Here is a 14,461-nt window from a genome sequence, read left to right as displayed (position 1 = left end):
CCGACAACGACCGTCGCAGGCGGTGTTTCGCGGTTACCATTCGAGTCACATGCAACCAATGGCATGAATCGATGAACCTTCACGAGTATCAAGGCAAGCAGCTGTTTGCTGATTATGGTCTGCCGGTATCCAAGGGCTTTGCGGTCGATACCCCCGAGGAAGCGGCGGAAGCCTGCAAGAAGATCGGCGGCGAGATGTGGGTCGTCAAAGCCCAGGTTCACGCCGGTGGCCGCGGCAAGGCCGGCGGCGTCAAGCTGATCAAGAGTCCGGAAGAGGCCAAGGCCTTCGCCGAGCAGTGGCTGGGCAAGAACCTGGTGACCTACCAGACCGATGCCAACGGTCAGCCGGTCGCCAAGATCCTGGTCGAGAACTGCACCGACATCGCCAGCGAGCTCTACCTGGGCGCCGTGGTCGACCGGACCACCCGTCGCGTGGTGTTCATGGCCTCCACCGAGGGTGGCGTCGAGATCGAGAAGGTCGCCGAGGAAACCCCCGAGAAGATCCTCAAGGCCGAGATCGACCCGCTGGTAGGCGCCCAGCCGTACCAGGCACGTGAGCTGGCCTTCGCCCTGGGCCTGAAGGGCGACCAGGTCAAGCAGTTCACCAAGATCTTCCTGGGCTTGTCGCGCCTGTTCCACGAGAAGGACCTGGCGCTGCTCGAGATCAACCCCCTGGTGATCACCGACGAAGGCAACCTGCACTGCCTCGACGCCAAGATCAACCTGGACAGCAACGCCCTGTACCGTCATCCGGACCTGCAGGCGATGCGCGACCCCTCCCAGGAGGATGAGCGCGAAGCCGAAGCGGCCGAGTGGGACCTCAACTACGTGGCCCTCGACGGCAACATCGGCTGCATGGTCAACGGCGCTGGTCTGGCCATGGGCACCATGGACATCGTCAACCTCAACGGCGGCAAGCCGGCCAACTTCCTCGACGTGGGCGGCGGTGCGACCAAGGAACGAGTGGCCGAGGCCTTCAAGCTGATTCTCTCCGACGACAACGTCAAGGCGGTGCTGGTCAACATCTTCGGCGGCATCGTGCGCTGCGACATGATCGCCGAAGGCATCATCGGCGCGGTCGAGCAGGTCGGCGTCAACGTGCCTGTGGTGGTGCGTCTCGAGGGTAACAACGCCGAGCTGGGTGCCGAAAAGCTGGCTTCCAGCGGTCTGAACATCATCGCTGCCACGAGCCTCACCGATGCGGCTCAGCAGGTCGTCAAGGCAGCGGAGGGCAAGTAATGAGCATCCTGATCGACAAGAACACCAAGGTCATCTGCCAGGGCTTCACCGGCGGGCAGGGGACCTTCCATTCCGAGCAGGCGATTGCCTACGGCACCCAGATGGTCGGCGGCGTCACCCCGGGCAAGGGCGGCCAGGAGCACCTGGGCCTGCCGGTGTTCAACACCGTCAAGGAAGCGGTCGAGAAGACCGGCGCCGAGGCCAGCGTTATCTACGTGCCGGCCCCGTTCTGCAAGGACTCGATCCTCGAGGCCGCCAATGCCGGCATCAAGCTGATCGTGTGCATCACCGAGGGTATTCCGACGCTGGACATGCTCGACGTGAAGGTCAAGTGCGACGAGCTGGGCGTGCGCCTGATCGGCCCCAACTGCCCCGGCGTGATCACTCCGGGCGAGTGCAAGATCGGCATCATGCCGGGCCATATCCACAAGCCGGGCCGGGTCGGCATCGTGTCGCGCTCCGGCACCCTGACCTATGAAGCGGTCAAGCAGACTACCGACCATGGCTTCGGCCAGTCCACCTGCGTGGGCATCGGCGGCGACCCGATCCCGGGCTCCAACTTCATCGACATCCTGGCGATGTTCGAGAAGGACCCGGCCACCGAGGCGATCGTGATGATCGGTGAGATCGGCGGCACCGCCGAGGAAGAGGCTGCCGCGTTCATCAAGGCCAACGTGACCAAGCCGGTGGTGTCCTACATCGCCGGTGTCACCGCGCCTCCGGGCAAGCGCATGGGCCACGCCGGTGCCATCATCTCCGGTGGCAAGGGCACTGCCGACGAGAAGTTCGCCGCGCTGGAAGATGCCGGCGTGCGTACCGTTCGCTCCCTGGCCGAGATCGGCGATGCGCTGAAGGACGTCACCGGCTGGTAAGAGTGGCCACGACGATCCGACATGCCAAGGAGGGCGCCTTAGGGCGCCCTCCTTGCGTATGAGCCGATAAAAGGGCGTTCAGGCGAATAGCTCGTCATAGCGCGGGGCTTCGATCCCCAGCAGTTCCACGTTGAGCTCGTTATCACCGCTGTCAGCCCGAATGATGTCGAGTGACTCGGGAGACTCGCCCTGAGCCCGGTAGGCGAAACGCCAGCTCTCGCCGGGGGCGAGGGAGGAGGGGGTGTCGTCCCGCACTAGAATGTCGTCTCCAGCATGCTCGGCGTGTCCGTTCCACAGCGTGTCGAACTCATCCCCGGGAGCGAGGCGCAGGACCAGGTCCTCGATCGTCTCGTCACCTACATTCTCGACGAAGACCTCGCTGATATAGCCGTCGTCCCAGCGTGTCGTCGTGCCGGCGTTTACCGCCAGGTCGGTGCCGTCGTCGACGAGGCCGCCGGGAAGGCGCTTGTTGTCCAGGATCGCCTCGGGCGATGGTGTCTCGATCGCCTCGCCCTCGAACACGCGCCGTGTGGGAATGTGCAGGGTCCGGCCGTCGCCGAAGACAACATACTCCATGTCGACCAGGGTGTCGTCGGCGTCCTTGTCGCTGCGAAGGCGTACCGTGTCGCCTTCGAACTCGAGGCGATGGCGATCGAGTGGCTGGGTGTAGCGAGCAATGTCGATGCCGCCCCCCCCATCGAGTCGGTTGGTGCCGTCGTACCAGTCGTCGCCGACCCCACCCTGCAGAAGGTCATGGCCGTCGCCGCCCGTCAGCTCGTCGTGGCCCAGGCCACCGTTGAGGTAGACGCCATCGTCCGAGCCTTGCACCACATCGTCGCGGCGTGTGCCGACGAGGTAGTCGAAGCGCACATCGTTGGCATCGGGGTCGGTAATGGCGCCGAAGCTCTCGCCACCGGCGTTCACCCATAGTGCCGGAGAGAGTTCATCGGCGTCGCTATCGCGTATCGAGCGGGCGACACGGACGTGGTTGTCATGGTCGCGACCGCCGTGGAAGTTGATGTCGCGGTCGGTGAAATCCACCTCGACGTCGTTGCCGACGGAGGAGCGCCAGGAGGCGAACAGCAGGCCGTGGCGCATGCCACTGTCCGCCAGACCCTGGAAGCTGCCATCATAGCTCTCCCGCAGTTCGTAGGCGTAGCCATTGCCGCCGCTACCCTTGTTGAAGCTGCCTAGGGCCGAAATATCCTGTGCCTCGAAGTCCAGTGCGCGACTGAAGTGGAAAGCCGTGGAGGGGCCGTCGACGACGCTGACATCGTCGAGGCGGGCGTTGACCGTGCCATCCAGCGACACTGCCTGATAGCCGTTCAGCTCGCTCTCGACGTTCGAAAAGTCGGCGTTATCGGGGTTGCCCAGGTCGAATGCCAGGCCCAGCCCTTCCAGCGAAATATTGTCGACGCTGTCGACTCGCTCGGCGTAGGCGTCGTGAGCGGTGAAGTCGAAATGGGCACCGCGGTCGAGGGTGACGCGGTTGCCGTCCACGGCCTCGACCTTGGCCATACTGGTACGTAGCTCTGCGTGCTGCTGCTTGCGCCAGGAGGTGTCACCGATCGCATCGAGAAACGCCGTATCGTTGTCCTGCCAGATGCGCAGCGTATCGCCCGGGGCCAGCCCTTCGGTCGAGGCGAGCGTGACGCTCCTGCTGCCTGCCGACAGGTCTGCCTCGAGCTGGCCGAGTTCGCGATCGTACGTGTCAGGTTCGACGCGAATGGCATGGGCATCGTTGGAGGCCAGGGCCGCGTCACTGAAGCGCAGGGTCGTACGCTCGGAACCGGCACCGCGCAGGGTGACGTCGGAGCGTGTCAGGGTGATGGCATCGTCGAAGCGGTACTCGCCTTCGGCAAAGACGAAGACATCGCCTGCATCGGCGTTTTCGACCAAGGTTTCCAGTTCGTCGGCAGTGATGCCCGATGCCAGATGAGTCGTACTCATTCATGTCTCCCGTGGGTTCGTCTGACTCGCAAGGCATCCCTGCCCGGCCGATATCGCCCCTTCGTCCAGCCCCCAGGCAGCTCGCACGGCCATGCCTCCCTGAACCCTGGAGCAACGGCTGGACCGGACACTGGCGCGGCCTGGCGGGGGATGCTACGCAGGAAGCGAAGCGGCAGACAACGGGGACGGCGCGCCGACTCGCGCCGTGTTAACGAGAGGGCTACGTCGTACCGGCAGCTAAATTATTGATCCTTCGATTAATTACTTCTTTCATGCAAAAGCATGAGGTTCGATCTGGGTTGCAAATTCCTAAGATAAGTAACAAAAGGCTGTTTAACGATAACTTGGCACTGCGTGGCGCTTTGCTAGTCTAGGCACCCGGCGCGATACAGGGAGTGCATTGCCCGATTTCCCGATTCTCCAGCGTGTGGTGTCATGTCGTCGAGTCAGTCGTTGAGCGAACTCCAGCAAGTCCTCAAATCGTGTCGCGCCTCCTTTTTCGCCATTGGCGGTTTCAGTCTGTGCATCAATCTCCTGATGCTGACTCCGGCGCTCTACATGCTTCAGGTTTACGATCGCGTGATCACCACCGGCAGCCGCGAGACGCTGCTGATGCTGACCCTCGTGGTCATGTTCCTGCTGATCGTCATGGGCGGGCTGGAACTGGTTCGCTCGAGGCTTCTGGTGCGGGTCGGCAACTCACTCGACAGTCGCATGAGCGCTCGGCTTTATCGCGCCGTGTTCGAACGCGCGCGCGCCGTTCCCGGGCCGAGCAGTGCCCAGCCCCTCGACGATCTGAAGAGCGTACGCCAGTTCCTGGCCGGAAACGGCCTGTTCGCCTTCTTCGATGCGCCCTGGGTACCGCTCTATCTGGGCATTCTGTTTCTGTTCGACATCTGGTTCGGCGTCTTTGCCACGCTGGCCGGCGCCATCCTGCTGGGGTTGGCCCTGGCCAATGAGTGGGCGACCAAGCGCCTGTTGGCCGAGGCTGGCAATGAGCATATCCAGGCCCAGGCCTTGCTCACGAGCAACCTGCGCAATGCTGAGGCCGTGCATGCGATGGGCATGCTGCCCGGGCTGCATCGGCGCTGGGCGCAGCGCCACCTGGCCGCGCTGATCAAGCAGTCACAGGCGAGCGATCGGTCCGGCTCCCTGACACACCTCTCGAAGGTGCTGCGCGTGCTCGCCCAGTCGTTGATCCTCGGTGTGGGTGCGCTGCTGGTACTCGAGGCGCGCGTGACCCCGGGGATGATGATCGCCGCGTCGATCATCATGGGCCGCGCCCTGGCGCCGATCGATCAGATGATCGGCAGTTGGAAGGGCTTCGTCAGCGCGCGTGACGCCTACCAGCGACTCACCCGGCTGCTCGAGCAGTCGCCTGTTGAGGCCGAGCGGCTCGAGCTGCCCGCGCCTCGCGGCGAGGTCGCCCTCGAAGGCGTGAGCCTGGTGCCTCCCGGCAGCGAAGTGGCGGTGCTGCACGACATCGATCTGCATGTCACCAAGGGGGAGCATGTCGGTATCGTCGGACCGAGCGCCGCCGGCAAGACCGCGCTGGCACGTGCCCTGCTGGGAATCTGGCAACCGCACAGCGGTACGGTGCGCCTCGATGGGGCGAGCCTGGCACACTGGCATCGTGACGCCCTGGGGCCCTGGGTCGGCTACCTGCCGCAGGATATCGAGCTGTTCGATGGCACCGTCGCCGAGAACATTGCCCGTTTCGGCGAGGTCGACGATGAGAAGGTGGTGGCGGCAGCACGACGGGCCGACGTACACGAGATGATCCTGCGCCTCCCGGAAGGCTACGAGACGCGTCTTGGTGTTGCCGATGGCGCCCTGTCGCGCGGTCAGCGCCAGCGTGTCGGCCTGGCGCGAGCACTGTACGGCGACCCCGTGCTGGTGGTGCTCGACGAGCCAAACGCCAATCTCGACGACGCCGGTGAGCGAGCCCTGGCGCAAACGCTGCGCAGGCTCAAGGAGGAGGGGGTGACGTTGTTCGTGGTCAGCCACCGACGCGGCATCCTCGAGGGTGTCGATAAGCTGCTGGTGCTGGATCGCGGGCGCATGCGCCTGTTCGGCCCTGCCCACGAGGTCATGGCACGTCTCGCTGGCTCAAGCGAGCGGCGAGTGTCGCCCCTATCCGCTCGTCAAGGCAGGAGGTGATGACGATGTCCGCGACGCTACCCACCGAAGGTCGTGGCTACCGCCGTCTGGGGCTCGCCATCCTGCTGGTCGCCTTCGGCGGTTTCGGGGGCTGGGCGGTATCCGCCGATCTGGCCATTGCCGTGGTGGCCCCGGGGAAGGTCTCGGTCGCCTCGTTCAAGAAGACGGTGCAGCACTATGAAGGCGGCATCGTCAAAGCGATACGAGTGACCGACGGGGACCATGTCGAAGCCGGCGATGTGCTGGTGATGCTCGACAATACCCGAGCCGCCTCGCAGCTGCAGGTGGCGCGCACACAGTACCTGATCAACCGGGCCAGCGAGGTTCGCCTGGCCGCAGAGCTTGCCGAGGAGGCGACCCTGTCGTTTCCCGAGGAGCTGCACGAGAGCGAGTCCCAGCGCGTCAGCGAGGTGCTGGCGGTGCAGCACGGCCTGTTCTTCTCGCGTCGACAGTCGCTGCAAAGCACGCTGGAAACGCTGGACCAGCAGACCCGGCAGTACGAGGAGCAGCGCGAAGGCTTGAAAACCCTGGTGGAGTACAACCGCCAGCAGATCGCGTCATTGCGCGAGGAGGCCAGCGATCTTCGCAGCCTGTTCGAGCGTGGCCTGGGGGACAGACAGCGGTTGCGCGAGCTGGAGCGCGATATTCTCGAGCTCGAAGGGGAAACCGCCCAGCAGGAATCCGTCATCGCCCGGATCGCGGCACAGATCAGCGAGAACGAGCTGCAGAAGCAGATCCGCCGGCAGGAATTCCAGGCGGAGGCCGGTGAGCAGCTGCGCGAGGTGCAGGAGCAGATCAGCGATGCCGAGGAGCGGATCACGGCGCTGTCCGACGAGGTGCGGCGTACCACGGTGACCGCGCCGGTGACGGGAACCGTGGTCGGTCTGCAGTTGCATACGCTCGGGGCGGTGATCGGCGCGGGCGATCCGATCCTGGAGATCGTGCCCAGCAACGAGGGCTTCGTGGTCGAGGCGCGCGTACCGGTCAGCGATGTCGACAGCCTGTATGTCGGGCAGTCGGCTGAGGTTCGCTTCAGCGCCTTCAATCAAGGGCTCACCCATGCCGTTGCCGGTGAGGTGATCCACGTCTCGGCCGACAGCTTCGAGGATGAGAGCACCGGGCGGGACTACTATCGGGCCCGGGTACGGGTCACCGAGGAAGGGCGCGGGGAGATGACGTCCGACATGCAGCTGCTGGCCGGCATGCCGGCCGAGGTCATGATCCATACCGGCGAGCGCACCTTCGCCAGCTACCTGGTCAAGCCGATCAGCGATGTGCTGGCGCGGGCCATGCGTGACTAACAAGAGCTGCCGCGAGGAACGTTGGGCGTCACGGTGAGCGAATGGCACGGCATGGGTTACGCTGAAGGGAACGTTCTCGAAGGAGGTCTCCCATGGCCCAGGTTCCCGCCGCTTACCAGGCGACACGCGGTTCGATACTCGACGTCGATCGGAACTTCTATGCTCGCTTGACAGAGCCGAATGCCCGGGAGCGGGTCGATTCGCTGGTGGTGCCGATTCGCGACGGCCGTGCCTGGAAAGTGCCGGCAGGGCACGTGCTGCGGCTCTCGACCCTCGAAGGGCCCCAGGTCGGCGACTTCAACCTGTGGCACCTGCACAATCCGCGCGAGCGCTTCTGGGCCTCGCGCACCCGCCAGTTGCAGCGCGCCCATGTTTCGACCTTCGACCGCCTGTGGTCGACGCTGCCCTACCTGCGGCCCATGGCGACGATCATCGACGATACCCTGGCCAGCTATGGCGTTGACGGCAGCGGCAGGGACGAGCAGGGCGGGCGCATACACGACCTGCTGGGTACCCGCTGCGACCCTTACGTCAATCGCCTGCTGACCGGGGAAGACTTCGATCACCATTGCCACTCCAATCTGGTACGTGCGGTATTGCCGCATGGCCTCACCGAATTCGACGTGCACGACGTGCTCAACGTATTTCAGTGCACGGGGCTCAACGACGACGACCAGTACTTCATGAAGGCGTGCCCGGCAAGCGAGGGGGACTACCTCGAGCTATTTGCCGAGATCGACCTGCTCTGCGCGCTGTCGTGCTGTCCGGGAGGGGATCTGTCGGTGGACCTCTGGGGACCCAATGCCAGCGACCCGTTGCTGACATGCCACCCCATTGGTGTCGAAGTGTTCCGGCTGGATGACGCGCTGCTCGAAGGCTGGCGACCTCCCGAGCCATCACCCTATGCCGGCGGGCACGGACTCAAGGGCCCCGTCATCGACTGGGCGGCCGAGAAGCGTGAGGCGGCACGGCAGGAAGCTGTGGGCGCACGGGGCAAGCCTAGGGGGTATCGGTGAGACTCCGATCGCGGCCCGCCCGCTTGGCCTCGAGCAGCGCCTGATCGGCACGCTTCACGGTGACCTCATGGGGATCGCCGGGTTGATGCTGACTCAACCCGGCGCTGACCGTCACCGAGATCGTCTGGTCTTCGCTGCGTATGCAGACCTCGGCGAGGCGTAGGCGCAATCGTTCCACGATGGTATGGGCTTCGCTGCGGTCGGTGTCGACCAGCAGGAGCAGAAACTCCTCCCCGCCCCAACGCGCACAAAGGTCGTATTCTCGCAAGCTCTCGCTCAATACCTGGGTCAGTGCCACCAAGACGCGGTCGCCCACGTCATGGCCGTGGCGGTCGTTGATCGCCTTGAAATGGTCGATATCCAGCAAGGCAAGGGTGAAGCGGCGCCGCGCTTCGACCAATGACTCCAGGCGCTCGCCGATCAGGCGTCGATTGGGGAGCTCGGTCAGGGGGTCGTGTGTCGAAGCCTGGTGCAAGGCTTGATTGCGCTCCTGAATTAGGGCCTGGTAGCCATCGGAAATGCGGGAAAGCTTTTGCTGTCGACGAAGCGTTCGCTCGTAGCGCTGCTGGGTCACCTGGCGGGCTTCCATGGCCAGCAGCTGATAACGATCGGAGATCTCGATCAGACGCTGCATCTGCCCGCGCTGCTCGCAGTGATGGCGGTAGAGGCGCTGCAGGGCGTCATGGAGCGGGTGTCCGTCATGCTCGGAAGACTCGAGCAGGGCAGCCACCTCCGCCAGCAGGGTATCGTCGTGACTATCCTTCATGACTCGTGTTTCGCAGGAGTGATGGCGAAAGGGTAGCTGCAATCCTCGCGAAACTCATCGGCAAGTTCGGCGATACGCTCGTTGCGTGCATCGTAGTGCCAGGTCACCGAGACTTGGCGGCCCGCTTCGAAGGCGTCTTCCAGCAGGTCGAAGATATCCATCATCGCCTTGACCGAGCTGGTGTTCAGGTAAACCAGTGCCAGCTCGAGGTGAAGTGGGCGCTGCTCGCTGTCCAGAAAGTGGCGTACCCAGCGGATGACGTTGTCGAAGAGTTCGTAGGAATTCTCCGGGTAGGAATCGCCCTGCATGGCCAGAAGGCCGGCCTGCCAGTCGCTGCGTATGGTCGGCGTGGACTCGTTGCCGGCAATGTCGATATCGGAAATCATGGTCGTCATGGCAAAGGTCAGATCGTGGCTGTCAGGCTGAAGAAACTGCGCTGATTCGGCAGCGGCTGCAATACTGCTTGCAGCGGGCGGCTGGACTTGCGGGCCATGTCGAGCAGGCCGAGGCCGGCCCCGGCGTGAACGCTGGCTTCCCGGGGACGGCGCAACTGCTGCTTGTAGGCCTGCTTGAGCGCCAGCTTGTCCAGCGGGGCCAGTGCTTCGATGGCGGCAACCAGGCGCTCGCCGTCGGCCTGCTCGACCAGATTGCCTGCGCTGACCTGATAGTGCCCCTGTACGCTGCGTGCCACGGCGACCGTAGCTGCCGCCAGCGTGTCATCGTAACCTTGGCGGCGGGCATAGTGGCGAATGTTCTGGGTCATCTCGATATAGACGGCGAAGACGTCCATGGCAGCCGAAGGGGCGGCCTGCTGGGTATCAAGGTAGTTGCGCAGCGCCTTGCCGATCTCTTCGATCAGGCTATGGGAGATGGGGCCGTTGAAGCACAGCATGATGCGCTCATGCTCGTAGCGCTCCCTCATACTCAATAGATCCATGGCAAATCCTTGGCTCTGCTATGTGGACTCCCGACCGGGGCCCGGTTGGTGTAAATGCACATGCTCGGAAGCATCCAGCGCCGAGCTGAATATCAGCAGGGTTATGTCGTCGCGTTGAGGGCGGTAGCCGCGGTAGTCGTTCAGTGCCCGTTCGAAAGCGACGATCTGGGCGTCGAGTGGCGCCGTTGCCTGGGAGCGCACCAGCTCCTCGAAACGGCTGTTGCCGAAGCCAAAGCCGTGTTCTCCCCCCGCCTGGTCGAGAAAACCGTCGCTACACAGATAGTACCGCCATCCGGGCCGTAGCGGTACGTGATGATTGCTGTATTGTAACGGGCGGCGGTGTCCGAGGGCGCGCTTACCGCCCTTGAGACGCTCCAGCTGGCGACCGTCGCTGCCGTACAGGTCGAGCTTGGCGCCGGCGTAGGTCAGGCGGCGACCTGCCGGGTCGACCCAGGCCAGACCGATATCCATGTTGGTGGCGATCGAAGAGGGCAACTGCGCTTCTGGCAGCAATTCACGCGACTGGCGATCGATCTCGTTGAGCAAGGCGGCGGGGTCGGCGGCGCCGTGGTGGTTGATGGCGTTGTCGATGATGGCACGCGACAGCATGGTCATCAGCGCCCCCGGCACCCCGTGGCCGGCACAGTCGACGATGCCGATCAGATATCCCTCGGGCGTGGCACGGAAGAGGTAGAAGTCGCCTCCCACGGTATCGCGTGGCTTCCAGAGTACGGCGTGACACGGGGCCAGCCCTTCGTTGAGTTGCTCATCCGGCAGGATGGCGCGCTGAATGATACTGGCGTACTGGATCGAGTCGCCGAGCTGTTTGTGGGCAGCCGCCATTGCCGCATGTGCCGTTTCCAGTTCGTGAGTGCGCTCACGCACCTGGGTTTCGAGGTTGCGAGTATGATCTTCCACCTGTTGCGCCATGTGCGAGAAGGCCCGTGAGAGCGTGCCGATTTCGTCGCGGCGTTCGTTGGGGAGCCGCGAGGCATAATCGCCGTCGGCGATGGCGCGGGCCGACTGGGTCAGCCGTTGCAGCGGTTTGAGGACCAGGCGATTGGAGGCATAGCCGAAGGCTGCCACCAGGGTGGCCAGAATCAGTATCAGCGCCCCGACCAGCGGCCAGAACCAGCGCCCCTGGACGATGGGCGCGGTCAGCATGTCCAGTGACGTCACCAGCAGCCATTGCAGTTCGGGAATGTAACCCACCGAGAGCAGCCTGGCTTCGCCGTCGATTTCGGCGTGCAGAGTGCGAATGCTGCCGGGTCGACGCGCTGCCTGCTGCATTGCGCGCCTGAAATCGTCGCGCTGCTCGGCGTCGTCGAACAAGGAGAGGATATGCTGGTCGCTGTCGGTGTCGAAGGGGGTAACGTCCGTGCCGCTGCGCACGTTACTCCGGTCGGGGTGGACACGGATCATGCCCCGCGGATCGACGATCATCGGCGTCACGCCGGGGGCGCGGGCGCGTAGGAAGTGCCTCAGAAATTCATCGAGGTCGAGGGCGCCGCCGGCCAGGCCGAGCAGAGCTCCTTCATCACGCACCTTGACCTGGACCCAGAGCATGCTGCGTTCGAGGACAGGGTCGGCTCGGATGGCAATGGCGTAGGTAGACGTGCTCGCCATGGCGTCGAAATACCAGGCGTTCCGGGCGCCATCGGGCGAGAGGCGATAGTCGGGGCTCGGTTCGGCATCGTGCCGGTCGGCAAAGTAGTAGTCGCCCGTGGCGTGGTCGATGAGGAAGTAGGCGTTGCTACCGAACTGTTGACGAAAGCCTTCGGCCTCGGCGAAGAAGCGAGCCTGACGTTCGGGATCGTCCGGTTGGCGTAGCCACTCACGGGTCACTACCGAGTTGGCGAGGCGGCGTGACAGGGCCAGCTCGCGGGCGACCGGTGCGGAGATGCGGTGCATCTGCAGCAAGGTGTACTGTTCGGCATAGGCCGTGGCGAAGTGGCGGCGCACCTCATCGACGGCTACCCAGCCAATGAGCAGGGCGGGTATCAGCGCCAGCAGACACGCCAGCAACAAGGTGGCGACCGATTTGCCGCGCAGCCCAAGGTGTATTGCCATCGCGTTGGCTTCCCTCAGGGTGACTTCAGCCACCTTTAGTTGTTCCTATTGGTTACCTTGCCTCAAAGCCTCCGTTGATACGACACCCCGCACTTCCACGCCCCCCTGCGATGAGGCCCCGGCAGGGGAGCCTGCGGGGCCTCGAGGGGACTCGGTTCGCACGCGTCACTGGGCCGGACGTGCCACCAGTGAGCGGGTCTCCTCGCGGGCCTCGACCAGCTCGACGCGGATGAGGTCGCCGAGCCTGTAGCGCTCTTCACCCTCGATCTGAATGCGTCCTTCCTTGTCGTCGATGACCACCTTGTCGCGATCGCTATGCAGCATGGGCGCCGGCACGAAGGCCGTGGCACCGTTGGCGGTGAGGCGAACGCGCATGCCGCCGCGGCTGATGCCGAAGATCTCGGCCTCGAAGGCCTGTTGTTCCTTGGCGGCCGGGGTCAGGTAGCGCACGTAGAGCCAATCCTTGACGTCGCGCTCGGCCATGCGGTTGAGCCGCCGACGCTCGGTGAGCTGCTCGGTGAGTGCCTGAGTTGCCTCGGCCGGGGCCTGCTCGCCCTTGAGCACGCGCTTGATCAGGCGATGATTGACCATGTCGCCGTACTTGCGGATCGGTGAGGTCCAGGTGGCATAAGCAGCCAGGCCTAGGCCGAAATGTGGGCCGGGGCGGGCAGACATGCTGGTGAAGCCCTGGAAGCGGCGCAGCCGGGCATCGAGCCAGGCGTCGTCGCGGCTCTCCAAGGCGCGCTTGAGTTCCTTGTAGCGCGGCAGTTCCGAAAGCGCCTCGAGTTCGACCTCGATTTCCTGCGCGGTGAGGAATTCATGCGCAGCCTGGGCCTTTTCGGGATCGAAGGCGCGATGCACGTTGAAGATGCCGTGGCCGACGTGTTCGGCCAGGTAGTGCGCGCAACAAGCGTTGGCCGCGATCATCGACTCCTCGATCATGCGGTTGGCGATACGCCGCTCCTCGATGCGGATATCCAGCACGTTACCCGCCGGGTCGAGGTCGAACACGTAGTCAGGGCGGTCCTTGAATACCAACGCATGCTCGGTGCGCCAGGCGGCGCGCGCTTCGGTCATGTCGCGCAGCGCACGCAGCTGTTCGCCGACCCCCTCGGCCGGTGACCAGTCGCCCTGACCTTCCAGCCAGTCCGAGACCCGGTCGTAGACCAGTTTGGCCCGGGAGCGCAGGGTGGCGGCGAAGAAGCGGTAGTCGCCCAGGCTGCCATCGGCTTCCACTTCCAGCGTACAGGCCAGCACCGGGCGTTCCTCGCCCTCGCGTAGCGAACAGAGGTCGTCGGCCAGTTGTTCGGGCAGCATGGTGACGTTCTGGCCCGGCAGGTAGACGGTGAAGGCGCGGGTGCGCGCCTCCAGGTCGGCGGCATGCCCCTCCTCGACGTAGGCGGTGGGATCGGCGATGGCGACCGTCAGTCGCCAGCCGCCGCCCTCGCGTGGCTCGACGCGCAGGGCATCGTCCATGTCGCGGGTCTTCTCGCTGTCAATGGTGAAGAAGGGCTCGGCGGTAAGATCCTCGCGCTCGAGGCCCTCGTCACGCAACGGCCAGTCGTCGCCGGCGTCAGGACACTCCTGCTCCAGAGCGTGGCGCGCCAGGGTCACCCGCCACGGCACGGCAGGGTCGTCGGCCTTGGCCACCAGTTCGTCGACCTGGGTAAAGAAGGCGCGGTCCTCGGGCTTGAGCGGATGGCGCACCAGCCGCGCCACGACCCAGTCGCCATCGCCGATGCTCGCCTCGTCGAGGCTGTTCTTGATGCGCGCCTTGAGTGCGGTCTTGATCGAGGGATGATCGGGCACCACCGCCAGACGCCCCTCGCGCTTCTGCACCCGGGCGATGAAGCGGCTGAGGCCCGCCTCAACGAGGGTATCCGGTTCGACGGAAGTCTTGTCGCCATTCTCGTGGATCACGGCCTGGACGCGGTCGCCGTGCAGCACCTGCTTCATGGCCGGGGGGGGCACAAAGTAGGACTGACCGTCGTCGGTCTCGAGGAAACCGAAGCCCTTCTCGGTGGCTTTGATCACGCCTTCGGCACGGGGCGTGGTCTCACGAATCTGTTGCTTGAGCTGGGCGAGCAGCGGGTTGTTCTGCAGCATGATCACGAACGTGTGGCGGGGTGGGAGGGCCACTATACGGATTCC

General features: G+C 64.5%; 11 protein-coding genes. 5 read left to right on the top strand and 6 right to left on the bottom strand.

Annotated elements, in window-relative coordinates; all coding sequences use genetic code 11:
- Positions 1-71 precede the first annotated feature (71 nt).
- On the top strand, positions 72-1,238 hold the full coding sequence (gene sucC, locus KPL81_RS14685; protein ID WP_219792814.1) for an ADP-forming succinate--CoA ligase subunit beta: 1,167 nt from the start codon (positions 72-74) through the stop codon (positions 1,236-1,238).
- On the top strand, positions 1,238-2,110 hold the full coding sequence (sucD, locus tag KPL81_RS14680) for a succinate--CoA ligase subunit alpha (RefSeq protein WP_219792813.1): 873 nt from the start codon (positions 1,238-1,240) through the stop codon (positions 2,108-2,110). The genes sucC and sucD overlap by 1 nt, the downstream gene beginning before the upstream one ends.
- Before the next feature lie 78 nt (positions 2,111-2,188).
- On the opposite strand, the gene KPL81_RS14675 is transcribed toward sucD, so the two are convergent.
- Positions 2,189-4,060 carry an alginate biosynthesis protein gene (locus KPL81_RS14675; protein WP_219792812.1) on the bottom strand — a complete coding sequence of 624 codons (1,872 nt, stop codon included), beginning with the start codon at positions 4,058-4,060 and terminating at the stop codon, positions 2,189-2,191.
- Positions 4,061-4,495: 435 nt separating this feature from the next.
- Between KPL81_RS14675 and KPL81_RS14670 the strand changes: the two genes are divergently transcribed.
- The 3 genes from KPL81_RS14670 (at position 4,496) to KPL81_RS14660 (ending at position 8,537) form a co-directional block, all read left to right on the top strand.
- Entirely contained in the window at positions 4,496-6,220 is a 1,725-nt protein-coding gene (locus tag KPL81_RS14670) for a type I secretion system permease/ATPase (protein ID WP_219792811.1), read from the top strand.
- A 5-nt stretch (positions 6,221-6,225) separates the two neighbouring features.
- On the top strand, positions 6,226-7,521 hold the full coding sequence (locus KPL81_RS14665; protein WP_240549294.1) for an HlyD family type I secretion periplasmic adaptor subunit: 1,296 nt from the start codon (positions 6,226-6,228) through the stop codon (positions 7,519-7,521).
- Positions 7,522-7,613: 92 nt separating this feature from the next.
- Entirely contained in the window at positions 7,614-8,537 is a 924-nt protein-coding gene (locus KPL81_RS14660) for an urea carboxylase-associated family protein (protein WP_219792809.1), read from the top strand.
- Here the strand turns inward: KPL81_RS14660 and siaD are convergent.
- The 5 genes from siaD to KPL81_RS14635 form a co-directional block, all read right to left on the bottom strand.
- A complete protein-coding gene (gene siaD / locus KPL81_RS14655) occupies positions 8,521-9,303 on the bottom strand; it encodes a biofilm regulation diguanylate cyclase SiaD (RefSeq protein ID WP_219792808.1) in 783 nt (260 codons plus the stop codon). The two genes, KPL81_RS14660 and siaD, sit on opposite strands and share 17 nt — an antisense overlap.
- On the bottom strand, positions 9,300-9,698 hold the full coding sequence (siaC, locus tag KPL81_RS14650; protein WP_276314090.1) for a biofilm regulation phosphoprotein SiaC: 399 nt from the start codon (positions 9,696-9,698) through the stop codon (positions 9,300-9,302). The genes siaD and siaC overlap by 4 nt, the downstream gene beginning before the upstream one ends.
- A gap of 8 nt (positions 9,699-9,706) precedes the next feature.
- Positions 9,707-10,240, bottom strand: a complete 534-nt coding sequence (gene siaB, locus KPL81_RS14645) for a biofilm regulation protein kinase SiaB (RefSeq protein WP_219792807.1) — start codon at positions 10,238-10,240, stop codon at positions 9,707-9,709.
- An 18-nt stretch (positions 10,241-10,258) separates the two neighbouring features.
- On the bottom strand, positions 10,259-12,310 hold the full coding sequence (gene siaA, locus KPL81_RS14640; RefSeq protein WP_219792806.1) for a biofilm regulation protein phosphatase SiaA: 2,052 nt from the start codon (positions 12,308-12,310) through the stop codon (positions 10,259-10,261).
- A 165-nt stretch (positions 12,311-12,475) separates the two neighbouring features.
- On the bottom strand, positions 12,476-14,416 hold the full coding sequence (locus KPL81_RS14635; protein ID WP_219792930.1) for an exoribonuclease II: 1,941 nt from the start codon (positions 14,414-14,416) through the stop codon (positions 12,476-12,478).
- Positions 14,417-14,461: the final 45 nt, after the last annotated feature.

It is taken from the genome of Billgrantia antri, assembly GCF_019430905.1.
GTDB lineage: Bacteria > Pseudomonadota > Gammaproteobacteria > Pseudomonadales > Halomonadaceae > Halomonas > Halomonas antri.
Note: the sequence above shows the minus strand (reverse complement) of the source record. Positions and strands in the feature narration are given on the sequence as shown.